Below are 15850 nucleotides of genomic sequence, written 5' to 3'. Positions count from 1 at the left end.
AGAGCGCTTCCCTGACACGGAAGAGGTCACTGGTTCAATCCCAGTATCGCGCACCAGTTCACTTTCAACCGAACTGTTCACGACAGTCAGCCCCGGTCCCTCGACCGGGGCTGAACTGTTGTCCGGGTGTCAGGCGGGCTGGAGCCGGTTGGCGCCGGAGATCATCGCGCGCAGAGTCGATTCCGTGTGGGATTCACCGATTCCCATCGCCCAGCGCCGGATGCCGTCGCGCTCGCAGAGCAGGAATGTCGCGGTGCGGTGCCCGATCTCGTGCTGATGAAAAGACAGGATCTCCATCGCACACCCCGCGTCGTACAGCATCGAGGTCATGGCGGCCACCGGGCCGGGCGCGCTCGCAGCGGTCTTGCAGATCGATTCGCCGATACCGAGTGTCGCTTCGAAATCCCACATCCCGGGGCCGGTCTTCGTTTCCGACCAACTGCCCAGACGGAACGGTCCGGTGGACGGCGCGTAGACGGCCTCGAACGCGGACCACGCCATTCCGGCGGATTCGGTGCGGAGTTCCCGTGGCAGCGACTTTCCGTGGCGCGCGGCGAATGGATCGACGGCCGGTGTCGACGAGGGGAAGGATGAAGCGAAAGAAGTGGTGGTACTCATTCTCGTGGTCTTCCTGAAAGAAGGGAGGACCAACGCGTAGCTCAACGACCCGCAGCGAGGGGTCGGTCCGTATCAGACCCCGCTACGGCGGAGAACTACGAGAATGCGCTGCATGGATGACACTGTAAGCGACAACCGTCCGCAGAGACAACCCCGGTTCACGGTGTCGCGCCGACCACCGGTGACGGGCGGGTGACGAAATCGTTACCACTGCATATGGAACGTGAGGAATTCCTCATGTATCGTCGAACTTGCCATCCACCCCCCCGATGGCAATGAGCCCCAGCCATGACCCCCCATCCAAGGCTGGGGCTCAGTCTTGTTCCGGGCCCCTCACACCCCACTTTCGGACATTTCGCCCGCCGCCTCGGAGAACGCTGCACATCCCCGCAAAGTATTGGACACTCGCCCAATCGATCGGATGTCCTCTACCGAAGGCCGACTCCCATGACGGATTCACCACGCGCAGACGTGCCCGCGGACCACCGCCCGGCACGGATCGCCGCGGCGGGCGCATTCGGCCTGCAGGGTTTTCTCCTCGCGGCCGTCCTCACACAACTGCCGCAGTACCAGGACCGATTCGGGTTCGACGACACGGTCATCGTGGTCGCGGTCGTGACGGTGTCCCTCATCGCCGGGGCGGGAAGCGTCCTCGCCGAGCACCTGGCCCGCCGATTCTCCAGCAGACCGGCGCTGCAGCTCGGGCTCGCGACCATCGCGGTCGCCGGTGGCGCCCTCTGTTTCAGCCCGAACACCGCGGCGTTCTTCGTCTGCCTGTCCGTGTACGGCGCCGGGCTGGGCATCGTCGACGCCGCCGCCAACATGCAGGCGGTGTCGATCCAGCACGCGTACGGCCGTTTCATCCTGTCGTCGTTCCATGCGGTGTGGAGCGTCGGCGCGATTGCGGGTGCACTCTTCGTCGCCGCCACCTCCGCCCTCGACGTCAGCGTGGCCGGCGCGCAACTGGTGGCGGCGCTCGTCGTGGCCGTCGGTCTCGCCGTCTGCGGCCCCCGGCTCCTCGCCCGTCAGGAGCCGGTGAGCAGCGCCCCGCCGGCGACCGGCCCTGTGTCCGTGCCGGTTCCGATTCGGCCGCTGCTCGCGCTCGGCACCGCGATGGCGTTGTTCTACGCCATCGATTTCGGTGTCGGCAACTGGTCCGCCCTGTACGTCCGGAACGTTCTGCTCGCGGACGCCGGCACGGCCGCCCTGGCACTGGCCGCATACCAGTGTGCGGCTCTGGTGTCGCGTCTGACCGGCGACTTCTGGGTGGCGAAGTACGGCGAGATCGCCGTCGTCCGTGCGGGTTCGGCGGTCGGTGTCGCCGGATTGACGGTCGTCGTGCTGGCCCCGTCCCCGGCCGTCGCGATCGCCGGATTCCTCGTCGTTGGCCTCGGCGTGCCGGTCGTCGCTCCCCTGTGTTTCAGCGCCGCCGGCCGGCTGGCACCCACCGGCCAGGTGGACGACGCCGTGGCGCGGATCAACCTGTTCAACTACGTGGGCACGCTCGTGGGCGGGGCGATCGTCGGCGGCGTCGCCGCCGCGACCAGCCTGCGGATCGGGTTCGTGGTCCCGCTCCTGTTCGCGGTGGGGCTCGTCCTGCTCGCCCCCGCATTCGCCCCGGACCGGGACCGCGACAGGCAATCCGCGTGGACCCCGGATCGCGACTGACGGCAGATGTTCTACTTAGGACATGCCGACTCGGGGATGGTTCGTGATCACCGCGGCGATCGTCTACGTCGCGGTTCCGGTCTCGGCACGGTCCGCTCGTGGCGGCTCGCACACCCCAGGACGAACGAGTCGATCAAGACCGTTGCGGCAATCACCCTGCTGCGGGACAGTACGGGAATGACACTTCGGGAAGCGAAGGACGCGGTGGATCAGCTGTGACTGTCGAGATAGACCCGGCGGGGATCTGGGATTCCGAGGCGATTGCCGACGTCGCCGCGGCAACGTTCCCTCTTGCGTGCCCGCCCGGCGCGACGCAGGACGACATCGCCGCCTTCATCGACGACGTGCTGTCGGCCGAACGGTTCTCGGAGTACCTCACCGACCCGAACCGCACCGTCCTGAAGGTCACCCACGGCGGGGCGATCGTCGGCTACGCGATGCTGATCGACGGTGAACCCGCCGACCCGGATGTCGGCAGGGCCGTGACGCTGCGGCCGACCACCGAGATCAGCAAGCTGTACGTGCTACCCGGTAATCACGGGACCGGGGTCGCGTCCGCGCTGATGGACGCCATCGTCGAACGCGCCGTCGCCGCCGGGTGCGCCGGGCTGTGGCTCGGCGTCAACCAGGAGAATGTGCGCGCCCAGCGCTTCTACGCGAAGCACGGATTCACGCAGGTCGGAACGAAAACCTTTCTCGTCGGCACCCAACTGCACCACGATTTCGTGATGCAGCGGGCGCTGTGACGAGCTGGGTCAGCTCGCGGCGACCTCGAAGCGCGACAGCGCGAGCAGGCGCGACGTGGCACGCAGGTACTTCTTCCGGTACCCACCGGCCAGCATCTCCGGAGTGAAGATCGCGTCGAGCTTGGCCCCGGCCACGGTGACCGGGATGCTCGCGTCGTACAGGCGGTCGGCGAGGACCACCAGGCGCAGCGCGACCGACTGGTCCTCGGCAGGGTGCACGCCGTCCAGGAAGACGGCCGGGATGCCCTCGACCAGCTTGTTGTAGCGGGACGGGTGCAGCGTGCTGAGGTGCTTGCACAGCGCGTCGAAGTCGTCGAGCGTGGCGCCGGGGATGCTGTCGGCGCGCTCGGCGAGCTCCGCCGAGGAGATCGGGTCCGGGGCCGGCGGCAGGTCGCGGTGCCGGTAGTCGGGGCCGTCGACGCGGATCGTCTCGAAGATCGAGCCGAGCTTCTTGATCTCGCGCAGGAAGTCCTGTGCAGCGAATCGTCCTTCACCGAGCTGGCCGGGCAGGGTGTTCGACGTCGCCACGATGGACACGCCGCGCGCCGACAGTTCCGACAGCAGGCGGGACACCAGCATGGTGTCGCCCGGGTCGTCGAGTTCGAATTCGTCGATGCAGAGAACGCTGTGGTCGGACAGCTGCTCGACGGCCTTGTTGAAACCGAGGGCACCGACGACGTGCGTCAGCTCCACGAACGTGCCGAACGCCTTGGGCGACGGGACGCTGTGGAAGATCGAGGCCAGAAGGTGGGTCTTGCCGACGCCGAAGCCGCCGTCGAGGTAGAGACCGGCGCCGGTGGCCTGCGTCTTCTTCCCGAACAGGCCGCGTCGTCCGCCGCTGCGGATCTTTACGACCTTCTTCGCGAACTCCTCGGCCGTCCGGACCGCGGCGGCCTGGCTGGGTTCTGCGGGATCGGGGATGTACGACGCGAAGCTCACCTCGTCGAACATGGCCGGGGGCACCATCTGAGCTACCAACTGATCAGCCGGTACCACGGGGCTGCGATCGACAAGACGTGCATGCATACAAGCAGGGTATCCACGTGTTGTGATCACCAACATGCACCGTGTACATATTGCGACATTTTTCACACCGGACAGCCCGCCTGCCCGCGAGGAGTCCAGTGAATCGACCGCGAACGCGCTGCGCGACCTGTACGCGTACCCGGCGGAGACCCCGCGGCCGTGGGTCCGGGTCAACTTCGTGAGCAGCATCGACGGCGCCGTCTCCGTCGACGGGGTCAGCGGGGCGCTCGGCACACCTGCGGACAGGCTGGTCTTCGAGACCCTGCGGGAGTTGGCCGACGTCGTGCTGGTCGGGGCCGGAACCGTCCGGGCGGAGAACTACGGCGGGGCGCGCATCGACACCGAGGGCAGGCGACGGCGGGTGGCGTCGGGGATGCCGGAGGTCCCGCCGATCGCCGTCGTGTCGGCGCGCGCCCACCTCGACCCGCGGTCACGCCTGTTCACCGACACGGAGGTGGCCCCGATCGTCGTCACGTGCACAGACGCCGACCCGGCGCGGGTCCGTGCTCTCACGGACGCGGGTGCGCGAATCGTGACGGCCGGCGACGGGCAGGTCACCGGCGACGGGCTGATCGCCGCCCTCGAGCATCTCGGACTGCGCCGTGTGCTCTGCGAGGGTGGCCCGAGCCTGTTCGGGCAGCTGACCGCGGACGACGCCGTCGACGAGGTGTGCCTGACCACGGCACCCGTCCTCGTCGGCGGAACCGCGGGTCGCGTCGCCACCGCGCCTGGGGCCCGGATCACCGCGATGACTCCCGCGCACATCCTCACCGACACCGACGGCACCGTCCTCACCAGATGGGTGCGGCTGCCCCGGCCGTAGGGGAACCTGGCAGGGTGGTCGCCATGCGCAGATCGGTGTTGCTCGCAATGGTTCTCGTGGTGTGCAGCGCGTGCGGAGCCGGACCGTCCAACCGGCCGCACGTGGCGGTCGAACGCGAGGGCGGCGGCAGCGAACCCACCGCGACCGAGACCGAGAACGCCGACGCTCCCCCACCCGTGTTGCAGACCCCGAAGAACGATCTGGCGTGGACCGACTGCACGCAGAGCACCCTCGGCGCCCTGGGCCCGGGAACGACGCCGCCCGCCGGGTTGATCTTCGAATGCGGCTCGTACGAGTCAGCCGTCGACGAGAGCGGCACCCTGCCCGGCTCCTTCACGATGGGTGCGATGCGGGCACGCCTCGCCGACACCCCCGAGAACGCGGCCCCGCTGGTGCTCACGTCGGGATCGGACCGGTCGTCGACCGCAACGCTCGCCGCGCTGAGCACCGGCGGTCTCACGTCCCTGCTGTCGACGCGACCGGTGGTCGCGGTGGACCGCCGCGGCATCGCCTCCTCGCAGGAGATCGAATGCCTCACCCCGGAGCTCCGCAGCAGCCTCGCGAATCTCGGGCAGTTCGATCCGGGGACGGGCGACCAGGTCGACAAGGTCACCGCGCTGGGCCGCGACGCCACCATCGCGTGCACCGACTACCTGCAGCCACAGGAACTCGCGTTCGACAGCACCCACGCCGCCGACGACATCGAGGAGCTGCGCCGCACCTGGGACGTCGATGCACTCGGGATCCTCGCCACCGGCAACGGCAGTGCGGTCGCGCTCAGCTACGCCGCCAAGTACCCCGATCGGGTCGGCCGGCTCGTCCTCGACTCCCCCGCCGTCACCACGGTGGATGCCGCGACCGCCACCGAACAGCAGGTCGCGGGTCAGGAGGCGGCGTTCGACGCGTTCGCCCGCCAGTGCACCGCCCTGAACTGCTCCCTCGGCGCCGATCCCCGCGCCGCGATGACCGACGCCGTCACCCGCGCCGCGAACGGCCAGATCCCGCGGGTCTCCGCGAACGCCCTCCTCACCGCGGTGTCCGGGTCGCTCGCCGCGGCGGGCGGCGACCAGCAGGGCCGCGTCCGCGCCCTGTCCGATGCGGTGTCCGCCGCCCTCGCCGGAAACACGGCGCCGATCCTGGCGGCGATCGCGCAGGCCGAGGCGGCCTACGAGGGCGACGGCCAGTTCATCACCCGCTGCACCGACGGCCAGCAGTGGCCCGCACCCGACCGCGTTCGCGAACTGCAGAAGCTGTGGGGCGAGCGGTTCCCGCTGTTCGGACCGAACGCCGCCGTCGGACTGCTGGCGTGCACCTCCTGGCCCGCGACCGCGCCGCCCGCCCTGCCCGGCGAGCTGACACTCCCGGTCCTGGTGCTGAGCGGCACCGCCGACCCGGTCGTCGGGAACGCCGGGGTGGGGACGGTGACGGGTGCCGTGTCGAGCGCAGGCGCCGCGACGGCGACCCTGACGTGGCACGGCAGCGGCCACCCCGCCACCCATTCGGACTGCGCGCAGAAGTCGATCGTCACCTACGTCACGGACGGCGCGCTGCCCCCGGACGGCAGCGCCTGCCCCGCCTAGCCGACGTGTTCCGCCCGACACCCACAGGGGGTGCGTGACCGCACGTCAGAGCTTCTCGGTGTACCGTGCCGTGGTGTTCCTTCGACAACTCGAACCGCGCACCGGGCGGACTGCCAACGAGGTAATCAACTTCGCGCTGTGGCCGATCGCCGTCATGACAGTGCTGCATCGAGTGGTCGTCAAGGCGGTCAACGGGTACATCACCGACGACTTCCGGCCGGTCTACAACGCGGCGCTGGCCTTCCTCAACGGCCGCCCCGTCTACGCCGCCAACTTCAACTGGGTCGATCCGCATTACCTGTATCCGCCGTCCGGCACCCTGCTGATGGCGCCGATCGCGGTGATCGACCCCGAGAAGTCCCGGTGGTTGTTCATCATCGCCAACGCGATCGCCATCGTGATCGCGTTGTACCTGCTCCTGCGGCTGTTCGGTCTGGGATTGAACTCCATCGCGGCCCCGATCCTGCTGCTCGCCACGTTCTCCTCCGAGACCGTCACCAACACCCTCGTCTTCACCAACATCAACGGTCTGGTCCTGCTCGGCGAGATCGCGTTCCTCGTGTTGCTGATGAAGCGCAAGGACATGTGGTCCGGTGTCGCCATCGGGCTGACGTTCGCGGTCAAACCGATCCTCGCCCCACTCCTGCTGCTGCCTCTGGTGCGCGGACAGTGGAAGGTGTTCGTCACCGCGATCGGCATTCCCCTGATCCTCACCGCCGTGGCGTGGCCGCTGTCCGCGGACCCGATGGACTTCGTGCGCCACACGGTGCCGTACCTGATGGAATCGCGCGACTACTTCAACAGCGCGATCGTCGGCAACGGCAAGTACTACGGCCTCCCCACCGCCCTGATCTGGGCCCTGCGCGGCGTCTTCACCGCCATCGTGCTCAGCTCCCTGTGGCTGCTCTACCGCTACTACCGCCACGACGAGCTGTTCTTCGTCGTCACCACGTCCGGGGTTCTGCTGACGGCGTCGTGGCTGCTCGGCTCGCTGGGCCAGATGTACTACTCGATGATGCTGTTCCCGCTCCTGATGTCCGTGGTACTGAAGAATTCGGTGATGCGGAACTGGCCGGCGTGGCTGGCCGTGTACGGGTTCATGAGTTACGACAGCTGGCTGTCGAGCCGGTTCATCGAGGCCGGCCGGACCGCCGAGTACATGAAGACCACGCTGGGATGGAGCCTGATGCTGCTCGTGGTCTTCGGCGTGCTGACCGTCCGCTACGTCTCGGCGCGGCGCGAGGGGCGACTCGACCGGGGCATCGACCCGGCGTTCCTCCTCGAACCGCACGAGAAGGCCCCCGACATCTCGCCGCGGGAACCGGAACCGGACGAGCAGCCGCAGGTCGAGTCGGCCACCGCCAAGACCTAGGCCCCCGTCCCGCGCGGGCGTCGCGGCCGGAATCGGCGAAACGTATTAGCGTGGAGCCATGAGTTCGCAGCAGCAGGATCCCACGCAATCCGCCCCGAAGGTTGCTCTCTCCGACAGCGAGTGGCGCGAGAAACTGACTCCCGAGGAGTACGCCGTGCTGCGCCAGGCCGGTACCGAACGCCCCTTCGTCGGCGAGTACACCGACACGAAGACCGAAGGCGTCTACCACTGCCGGGCCTGTGGCGCCGAGCTGTTCCGCAGCACGGAGAAGTTCGAATCGCACTGCGGGTGGCCGTCGTTCTTCGATCCAGCCGACTCGGACGCCGTCATCCTCCGCGAGGACACGTCGCTGGGGATGCGCCGCGTCGAGGTGGTGTGCGGGACGTGCCACAGCCACCTGGGCCACGTCTTCGAGGGCGAGGGCTACCCCACCCCCACCGATCAGCGGTACTGCATCAATTCGATCTCGCTGACCCTGGAACCGACCGGCGAATGATCGTCGGTGGATCGAACGCCCGGATAGGCGGAAGCGCACCCTCGTAGCGTTCGATCTCGACGAGCACGTGCTGGCCCGTGCAGCCGTGGGCCAGTGAGGACGTGCCCACGTCCGGGGTCAGCACGTTGGGGTTCCCGTGCACGCAGAGGGAATCCGGGTCGGTCGCGTCGAGCGGGTCGTACCAGGCTCCCGTCGACAGCTGGACCACACCGCGCCGGACGCCCTCGTCCACCACCACACCGGCGAGGCAGGCGCCGCGGTCGTTGAACACGCGGACGACGTCGCCGGCGGTGAGTCCGCGGTCGGCGGCGTCGTCCGGATGGATTCGGAGCGGTTCGCGGCCCCGGATCTTCGATTTCTGGCTGGTGCCGCCGTGGTCGAGTTGGCTGTGCAGGCGGGTGCGCGGCTGGTTGGCGATCAGGTGCAGCGGGAACTGCCGTGCCCGCCGGCCGCCCAGCCATTCCTCGGGCTCGTACCAGCGGGGGTGTCCGGCACAGTCGTCGTAGCCGAATCCGTCGATGTCGGCGGAGAAGATCTCGATCCGCCCGCTCGGGGTGGCGAGGGGGAATTTCACCGGATCGGTCCGGAAGTCGCCGAACAGGATCAGGTCGTCCTCGGTCCGCATCCGCACGTGGCCCTGCGTCCAGAAGTCGTCGAAACTCGGGGCGGGACCGCCGTCCGCGCGGACGAAGTCTCGCCACTGCCCGTACAGGTGCTCGAGCCACTGCTCGGACGAGCGGCCCTCGGTGAACTTCTCCCCGACACCCAGTTTCCGGGCGACGGCGGCGAACGTGTCGTAGTCGTCCCGCGCGTCGGCGTAGGGCCCGACGGCGGCGTGCATGGCGACGAGCAGCGGGTCGTTGCGGGTGCAGCTGAGGTCGGCCCGCTCGAGCGACGTGGTGGATGGGACGACGATGTCCGCGTGCCGGGCCATCGGCGTCCAGTAGGGGTCGTGGACGACGATCGTGTCGGGCCGGGCCAGCGCCCGGCGCAGACGGGGAATGTCCTGATGGTGGTGGAACGGGTTGCCGCCCGCCCAATACAGCATCTTGATGTCCGGGTACGTCAGCCGCTGACCGTCGTAGTCGAACGGTGCGCCCGGGTTCAGGAGCATGTCCGAGATCGCGGCCACGGGGATGAAGTCGCGGACGGGGTTCAGCCCCTGGGGAAGCGTGGGCAGCGGGTACGGGACGGGGGCCAGCCCGGGTTCGTTCATGGAACCGTAGCCGTGGCCGAAACCGCCACCGGGTAGGCCGATCTGGCCCAGCATCGCGGCGAGAGTGACCCCCATCCACGGGGCCTGCTCACCGTGCCGCACCCTCTGCAGCGACCAGGTGACGGTCACCATCGTCCTGCCCGCCGCCATCCGCCGGGCGAGGGCGACGAGGTCCGCTGCGGCGATACCCGAGATCTGCTCGGCCCACGAGGGCGACTTCGGGACGCCGTCGGAGCGGCCGAGGAGGTAGTCCTCGAAGCGGTCGTAGCCGACGCAGTGGCTGCCCAGGAATGCCGTGTCGTGCAGGTCTTCCGTCGCGAGGACGTATGCCAGGGCGAGCATGATCGCGACATCGGTGCCGGGCACCGGGGCGTGTCGTTCGGCGGCGCCGTGCACGTCGTCGTGCAGCGGACTGAACGACACGATGGATCCGCCGCGGCGCCGGAAGGCGTCGAGTGCGTCGCGGGTGGGGTGGTCGCTGGTCCCGCCGTGATTGACGCCGGTGTTCTTGAGGGGGACGCCGCCGAAGCACACCATGAGATCGGTGTGCTCGGCGATGATCTTCCAGGACGTGGAGCGGGCGAACATCTTCCAGTGTGTGCCCACCACCCGGGGCATGATGACGCCCGTCGCGCCGAGCGAGTAGCTGTGCACCGAACGGGTATAGCCACCGAGCGTGTTCAGGAACCGGTGGACCTGGCTCTGGGCGTGATGGAACCGTCCGGCGCTGGCCCAGCCGTACGAACCGCCGTAGATCGCGCTGTTGCCGTGCGTGTCGACGACCCTGCGCAGTTCGTTCGCCAGCCGCTGGGTCAGCTCCTCCCAGTCGACCGACACGAACTCGTCGGACCCTCGGGAACTGCTGGGTCCCGGGCCGTTCTCGAGCCACCCGCGGCGCACCACCGGGCCGGTGATCCGCGCCTTGCTGCGGACCGACCCGGCGATGTTGCCCAGCACCGGTGACGGATTCGCGTCACCGGTGTACGGGTGGGCGGCGACGACGTCGCCGTCGGCGACCTCGGCCTCGAACATGCCCCAGTGCGACATGTGCTGGTAGCGGGGCGCGGTGCGCGCCCCGTCGGCGTCATTCATCGGTGCTGTGTCAGATCACGGCAGAGCGGTGATGAGCTTCTCCACATCCACCCGCGGGCCGGTGAAGAAGGGCACCTCCTCGCGGACGTGCAGACGGGCCTCGGTGGCACGCAGATCGCGCATCAGGTCGACGATGCGGTACAGCTCGGGCGCCTCGAACGCGAGAATCCACTCGTAGTCGCCGAGCGCGAACGAGGGCACGGTGTTGGCGCGGACGTCCTTGTACGTGCGGGCCGCCATACCGTGGTCGGCGAGCATCTTGCGCCGCTCCTCGTCGGGCAGCAGATACCACTCGTAGGAGCGGACGAACGGGTACACGCAGATGTAGTTACCCGGGTCCTCACCGGCCAGGAACGCCGGAATGTGGCTCTTGTTGAATTCGGCGGGACGGTGGCACGCGACGTTGCTCCACACAGGCTTGCTCGCGCGGCCCAGTGCGGTGGTGCGGCGGAAGTCGGCGTAGGTGGCCTGGAGGGCTTCGATGCTCGCCGAGTGCGTCCAGATCATGAAGTCGGCGTCGGCTCGCAGACCGGCCACGTCGTAGAGCCCGCGCACCACGACGCCCTTGTCGGCCTGACCTTCGAAGAAGATCCGCGCCTCCTTGATCACAGCTTCCCGGTCGTCCCCGAGTACACCGGGTTCCACCTGGAACACCGAGAACATGAGGTAGCGGATTTCAGAGTTCAATGCGTCGAAGTCGAGGCGTGCCATGGGTCTATCGTGCCACTCGCCCGGCGAGCCGTGCAGCCGCCGTCGTCGCAGCGGCCACACACGCGGGAACACCGACCCCGTGGAGGAGTGCCCCGGACACCTCGAGACCGTCCAGACCTGCGACTTCCTGCTCGATCACCGCCACCCGGTCGAGATGGCCGGGACCGTACTGCGGCAGGCCGCCGTGCCAGCGCTGGACGTGTACCGCGACGGGCTCCGCGGTCACCGCTGTGACGGTCGCGAGATCCTGCCGGGCGGCGGCGATCAACTCGTCGTCGGGTGTGTCGACGACGGCGGCGTCGCCGAACCGTCCGAACGAGGCCCGGACGAGAGTCACCTCCCGCTCGGCGAGGTGCGGCCACTTGCGGCTCGACAGGGTGAACGCTTTCGCGCCGAGCGCGGCGTCGGTGGCGACGAGGATCCCGGAGTTCTGCGGGAGGTCGACCCGGATCGGCAGCGCCAGCGCGACGACCGCCGAGGAGGCCAGTGGGATGTCCGCGGCGGCCGCCGACGCGCGGGGGGCGATGCCGGCGAGCAGGTCGGCGAGTTGCGGGGCGGGCACGGCGAGGACGACCCCGTCGACGCGGCCCACGGGGTCTGCCGACCAGCCGTCGCCGTCCCGGCCGAGTGTCCGGATCCGCTCGTGCACGATCTCCGCCGACGCGGCCTCCGTCAGGGCGCGCAGCAGGACGCCGTAGCCGTCGCGCAGCGCCCCGAACACGGGCCCGGGGGTCGGGGCGGGGAGGGCGTCCGCCACGGCCGCGGACAGGCTCGTGGCGCCGCGGTCGAGCGCCGCCGCGAGAGTGGGCAGGGCGGCGCGGACGCCGATGGTGTCCGCGAGACCCGAATAGACCCCTCCGAGAAGCGGATCCACCGACCGCTGGACCACCTGCGCGCCGAACCGGTCGCCGACCAGTGCACCGACGGCGATGTCCGCGCCCGGTGTCCAGTCGAAGGGCACCGTCCGCTCCCCCGCCATGCGCGCGAGCGTCCGGTCGTCGACAAGACCGCGCAGGCTGTTTCCGTCCGCCGGGATCCCCATGAGGGTGTCGGCGGGCAGCGGGTGCAGCGCGTCCGCGGACCAGATGAGCGGTCGCAGTCCCGCCGGATACACCAGCTGGTCGGAGAGGCCGAGTTCGCCGAGCAGGGCCGGGAGTTCCGGTCGCCGCGCGATGAAGGCTTCCGCCCCGACGTCGACGGGTTCCCCCGCCAGGTCCACCGTGCGCAGCTTGCCGCCGAGCCGCTCCGCGCCGTCGGCGAGGATGATCCGGGCATCGGCGCCGAGCCGTTGCCGCAGCCGGTAGGCGGCGACGAGCCCGGAGATGCCGCCGCCGACGACGAGAACGTTCGGCGACGACCCGGTCACAGGGAGTGCACCAGCTCGACCAGCGCGGTCAGCGCGCCCGGGTCGGTGTCGGGCAGCACGCCGTGCCCGAGGTTGAAGATGTGTCCCGTGGCGCCGGCGGCGAGGGCGGCGTCCGCTTCCGCGGTGATGCGGCGGACCTGCTTCTCGACGGCCGCCGGTCCCGCGAACAGCACCGCGGGGTCGAGGTTGCCCTGGAGCGCCTTGCCCGGGCCGACCCTGCGCGCCGCCACGTCCAGGGGGATGCGCCAGTCGACACCCACCACGTCGGCGCCCGCTTCGCCCATCGCGCCGAGCAGTTCACCGGTTCCGACACCGAAATGGATGCGCGGCACCTTCGCGCTCTCCACCTCCGCGAACACCCGCTCGGAGTGGGGCAGCACGAATTCCCGGTACTCGGCGAGGGACAGCGCGCCGGCCCACGAGTCGAACAGCTGGATCGCGTCGACGCCGGCGCGCAGCTGGGTCTGCAGGAAGGTGATGGTGGTGTCGGCGAGGGTGCCGAGCAGCGCGTGCCACGTCCGGGGGTCGGAGTGCATCAGCGCCTTCGTGCGCTCGTGATTGCGGCTCGGACCGCCCTCGACCAGGTACGAGGCGAGGGTGAACGGGGCTCCGGCGAAGCCGATCAGCGGCGTCGAGCCGAGTTCCGCGGTGAGCAGCTGCACGGCCTGCGCGACGGCGCCGACCTCTTCCGGCACGAGGCGCGGCAGGGCGGCGACGTCGGCGATCGACCGGACCGGGTTCGCGACGACGGGACCGGTGCCGGCGACGATGTCGAGATCGATCCCGGCGGCCTTGAGCGGCACCACGATGTCGGAGAACAGGATCGCGGCGTCGACGCCGTGCCTGCGCACCGGCTGCATGGTGATCTCGCAGACGAGTGCCGGATCGAAGCACGACTCGAGCATCCCGATCCCCGATCGGATCTCGCGGTACTCGGGAAGCGAGCGGCCCGCCTGCCGCATGAACCACACCGGGCGACGGCCGGGGGTACGGCCTTCCGCGGCCGCCAGGAGGGGCGCGTCGCGGAGCACCCGCCTCGCGGCGTACGTCGCCCGTTCGCTCATGCCTGCATTGGTGCTTTCCAACCCGCTCATCGGTCCTCGCGCTCTCTGCCTGCTCGAATTTCGGCAGCTCTCATGCTGCCATGCCGGGACTCCGCCGCCGATCGGCCCTGCTCGGCGCGCCTCCGACGAGATGTGTGGGTCCGGGTCTAACGTCCCGAGCTGTGACGACTTCGGGATCGCCCGCCGAACCGGCCGAGTTCCGCGCCGCGGTCGAAGCGATGAATTCCGCGCAGGTTCGCGCGGACATCGAGCTGGGCCCCATCCGGCCCCCGCAACGGCTCGCGCCGTACAGCTACGCCGTTGGCGCAGAGGTCGTGCACGAGGACACCGGGGTCGTCGCCGAACAGAGCGAGGGTGACGCGTTCGGCAGGCTGATCCTCCTGTTCGACCCCGAGGGTGACGAGGCCTGGAACGGCACGATGCGGCTGGTCGCCTACATTCAGGCCGATCTCGACGCCGCCGTGGCGTCCGACCCGCTGCTTCCCGAAGTGGCGTGGAGTTGGCTCGTCGACGCACTCGAGTCGCGCCACGAACCTCTCAACGCGCTCGGCGGGACGGTGACGGCGACGACGTCGGTGCGCTACGGCGACATCGCCGGTCCCCCGCATGCGCATCAGCTGGAACTGCGCGCGTCGTGGACGGCGACATCGGTCGAACTGGCGACGCACGTCGAGGCGTTCTGCGAGGTTCTGGCGTATGCGGCCGGTCTGCCGCCCGCCGGGGTGTCGCAGCTGCGGACGCTGGGCGGCAAATAGTCAGGCCGATTCCGTGCCCGCCGCGGGCACGTCGGTGGTGGCGCTGCGCGACCATTCCAGGAATCGCCCGACCGCCTGCGTGACGGAGATGCTGCGGATCGAGGGGAACACGTCGAACGCGTGCTGAGCGCCCTTCAGTTCGGCGTAGACGACGGGGTTGTCGGACACCTGCCGGAGTTCGTCGACGAAGATCCGCGCCTCGGCGACGGGGATCAGCGAATCGCTCGTGCCGTGGATCACGAAGAACGGCGGTGCGTCCGCCCGGAGGTGCGCGAGCGGGGACGCGGCCCGGTAGTCGTCGGGGAAGGTGGCGTGCTTGCCGAGCACCATCGGCATCAGTCCGGAGTGCACGCGCTGGAGGACGGCCTTGATTCCGGTATCGCCGGCGATGTCGTAGACCCCGTAGTACGGCACACACGCCTGAACCGATGTGTCGACGTCCTCGAAGCCCGGCTGCAGGTGACTGTCGTTCGCGGTGAGTGCCACCATGGCGGCGAGGTGGCCACCCGCGGAACCACCTGTGACGGCGATGAAGTCGGGGTTGCCGCCGTATTCCTCGACGTGCTCCCGGAGCCAGGCCAGCGCCTGCTTGATCGCGATCAGGTGTTCGGGCCATTTCGCCTTCGGCGACAGCGGGTAGTTGACGGCCGCGCACACCCACCCCCGCGAGGCCATCTCGAGCATGAGCGGCAGACCCTGTTGATCCTTGTTCCCGATCACCCATCCCCCGCCGTGGATCTGCAGGAGGACCGGGCTCTTCGACGGCAGATCCTGCCGGTGATAGATGTCGAGGCGGGCCCGCCGCCCGCCCGGCCCGTACGCGAGGTTGCGGACCCGGGTGACCGCCTTGTTGCGCATCCAGAACGGGTTGAGGAGTTGGCGCCACACCGGTCGCCCGGGGTGTTCGATGGCTGCGTCGCGGTCGGTGTAGTTCTCGCCGAGCGTGTCGACGAGAGCGGATTCGGCTTCCGCTCCGGCGCCCCGGCCGGTGGCGATCACGGCGGCGAGCCCGGCGGCGGATGCGGCGGCCAGCGCGAGGCCGACACGGTCGCTTCGGGTTCGTGTTCCGTGACGCGCGGCGTGCTGGGCGGCGTCGGCCGCGGTCACGGCGAGCAGGTGCGGCGCGAGTTCGGTGGTGAGCCACCCCGAGAAGAACGCGACCACCGACGTGGGCGCACCGGGCAGGGGACGCAGGGCGTTGGCGGCGAGTGCGGCGCCGACGGCCTGCCGGAGAACGAAGCCTCGGGTCATACCCCCAACCGTAGAACATGTTCTAATCGATCGGTTGCCCACCCCAGCCGGCGGACGCCGGATCGA

General features: G+C 69.5%; 14 protein-coding genes. 7 read left to right on the top strand and 7 right to left on the bottom strand.

From position 1 onward, the window contains the following. Positions 1-129: 129 nt before the first annotated feature. A complete protein-coding gene (locus QM693_RS19345) occupies positions 130-618 on the bottom strand; it encodes a 2-isopropylmalate synthase (RefSeq protein WP_283353159.1) in 489 nt (162 codons plus the stop codon). 447 nt (positions 619-1065) lie between these two features. On the opposite strand from QM693_RS19345, the gene QM693_RS19340 reads away from it, so the two are divergent. Next, positions 1066-2286: an MFS transporter gene (locus QM693_RS19340; RefSeq protein WP_283353158.1), complete on the top strand. Its 1221-nt coding sequence runs from the start codon at positions 1066-1068 to the stop codon at positions 2284-2286. Positions 2287-2501: 215 nt separating this feature from the next. Then, on the top strand, positions 2502-3032 hold the full coding sequence (locus QM693_RS19335; protein WP_005240947.1) for a GNAT family N-acetyltransferase: 531 nt from the start codon (positions 2502-2504) through the stop codon (positions 3030-3032). A gap of 9 nt (positions 3033-3041) precedes the next feature. Here QM693_RS19335 and zapE read toward each other — a convergent pair whose 3' ends face one another. Further along, the gene (gene zapE / locus QM693_RS19330; RefSeq protein WP_283331884.1) at positions 3042-4058 is read right to left on the bottom strand and encodes a cell division protein ZapE; all 1017 of its coding nucleotides are present in this window, start codon (positions 4056-4058) and stop codon (positions 3042-3044) included. Positions 4059-4092: 34 nt separating this feature from the next. On the opposite strand from zapE, the gene QM693_RS19325 reads away from it, so the two are divergent. The 4 genes from QM693_RS19325 to msrB are packed head-to-tail and all read left to right on the top strand — an operon-like array spanning position 4093 to position 8329. After that, complete coding sequence (locus QM693_RS19325; RefSeq protein ID WP_283353162.1) at positions 4093-4881, top strand: pyrimidine reductase family protein; 789 nt, start codon at positions 4093-4095, stop codon at positions 4879-4881. 23 nt (positions 4882-4904) lie between these two features. Then, positions 4905-6461 (top strand): alpha/beta fold hydrolase, encoded by a 1557-nt coding sequence (locus QM693_RS19320; RefSeq protein WP_502942654.1) that lies wholly within the window; start codon positions 4905-4907, stop codon positions 6459-6461. 34 nt (positions 6462-6495) lie between these two features. Beyond that, positions 6496-7833 (top strand): glycosyltransferase family 87 protein, encoded by a 1338-nt coding sequence (locus QM693_RS19315; RefSeq protein WP_283353156.1) that lies wholly within the window; start codon positions 6496-6498, stop codon positions 7831-7833. 58 nt (positions 7834-7891) lie between these two features. Next, positions 7892-8329: a peptide-methionine (R)-S-oxide reductase MsrB gene (gene msrB, locus QM693_RS19310; RefSeq protein ID WP_009480111.1), complete on the top strand. Its 438-nt coding sequence runs from the start codon at positions 7892-7894 to the stop codon at positions 8327-8329. Here the strand turns inward: msrB and QM693_RS19305 are convergent. The 4 genes from QM693_RS19305 to hemE are packed head-to-tail and all read right to left on the bottom strand — an operon-like array spanning position 8289 to position 13778. After that, positions 8289-10637 (bottom strand): molybdopterin guanine dinucleotide-containing S/N-oxide reductase, encoded by a 2349-nt coding sequence (locus QM693_RS19305; protein WP_283353155.1) that lies wholly within the window; start codon positions 10635-10637, stop codon positions 8289-8291. The two genes, msrB and QM693_RS19305, sit on opposite strands and share 41 nt — an antisense overlap. Before the next feature lie 15 nt (positions 10638-10652). Further along, positions 10653-11348, bottom strand: a complete 696-nt coding sequence (gene hemQ, locus QM693_RS19300) for a hydrogen peroxide-dependent heme synthase (protein ID WP_105414618.1) — start codon at positions 11346-11348, stop codon at positions 10653-10655. A 4-nt stretch (positions 11349-11352) separates the two neighbouring features. Continuing rightward, on the bottom strand, positions 11353-12714 hold the full coding sequence (locus QM693_RS19295; RefSeq protein WP_283353154.1) for a protoporphyrinogen oxidase: 1362 nt from the start codon (positions 12712-12714) through the stop codon (positions 11353-11355). Beyond that, positions 12711-13778, bottom strand: coding sequence for a uroporphyrinogen decarboxylase (gene hemE / locus QM693_RS19290; protein ID WP_283353161.1), 1068 nt, complete (start codon positions 13776-13778; stop codon positions 12711-12713). The genes QM693_RS19295 and hemE overlap by 4 nt, the downstream gene beginning before the upstream one ends. 161 nt (positions 13779-13939) lie before the next feature. Between hemE and QM693_RS19285 the strand changes: the two genes are divergently transcribed. Next, on the top strand, positions 13940-14533 hold the full coding sequence (locus QM693_RS19285; RefSeq protein WP_037240540.1) for a DUF3000 domain-containing protein: 594 nt from the start codon (positions 13940-13942) through the stop codon (positions 14531-14533). On the opposite strand, the gene QM693_RS19280 is transcribed toward QM693_RS19285, so the two are convergent. Further along, positions 14534-15784 (bottom strand): alpha/beta hydrolase, encoded by a 1251-nt coding sequence (locus QM693_RS19280; protein WP_283331890.1) that lies wholly within the window; start codon positions 15782-15784, stop codon positions 14534-14536. It abuts the gene before it with no gap. Positions 15785-15850 lie beyond the last annotated feature (66 nt).

The sequence above is a fragment of the Rhodococcus sp. IEGM 1305 genome (genome assembly GCF_030058635.1).
GTDB classification, from domain to species: domain Bacteria; phylum Actinomycetota; class Actinomycetes; order Mycobacteriales; family Mycobacteriaceae; genus Rhodococcus_F; species Rhodococcus_F opacus_D.
This window is presented reverse-complemented; position numbering and strand designations above follow the sequence as displayed.

What these genes read in the sequence shown, in the direction of transcription:
- zapE (WP_283331884.1), bottom strand. Translation starts at nt 4,058, where the DNA reads ATGCATGCACGTCTTGTCGATCGCAGCCCCGTGGTACCGGCTGATCAG.
- hemE (WP_283353161.1), bottom strand. Translation starts at nt 13,778, where the DNA reads ATGAGCGAACGGGCGACGTACGCCGCGAGGCGGGTGCTCCGCGACGCG.
- QM693_RS19280 (WP_283331890.1), bottom strand. Translation starts at nt 15,784, where the DNA reads ATGACCCGAGGCTTCGTTCTCCGGCAGGCCGTCGGCGCCGCACTCGCC.
- QM693_RS19340 (WP_283353158.1), top strand. Translation starts at nt 1,066, where the DNA reads ATGACGGATTCACCACGCGCAGACGTGCCCGCGGACCACCGCCCGGCA.
- hemQ (WP_105414618.1), bottom strand. Translation starts at nt 11,348, where the DNA reads ATGGCACGCCTCGACTTCGACGCATTGAACTCTGAAATCCGCTACCTC.
- msrB (WP_009480111.1), top strand. Translation starts at nt 7,892, where the DNA reads ATGAGTTCGCAGCAGCAGGATCCCACGCAATCCGCCCCGAAGGTTGCT.
- QM693_RS19305 (WP_283353155.1), bottom strand. Translation starts at nt 10,637, where the DNA reads ATGAATGACGCCGACGGGGCGCGCACCGCGCCCCGCTACCAGCACATG.
- QM693_RS19345 (WP_283353159.1), bottom strand. Translation starts at nt 618, where the DNA reads ATGAGTACCACCACTTCTTTCGCTTCATCCTTCCCCTCGTCGACACCG.
- QM693_RS19320 (WP_502942654.1), top strand. Translation starts at nt 4,905, where the DNA reads ATGCGCAGATCGGTGTTGCTCGCAATGGTTCTCGTGGTGTGCAGCGCG.
- QM693_RS19325 (WP_283353162.1), top strand. Translation starts at nt 4,093, where the DNA reads ATGCACCGTGTACATATTGCGACATTTTTCACACCGGACAGCCCGCCT.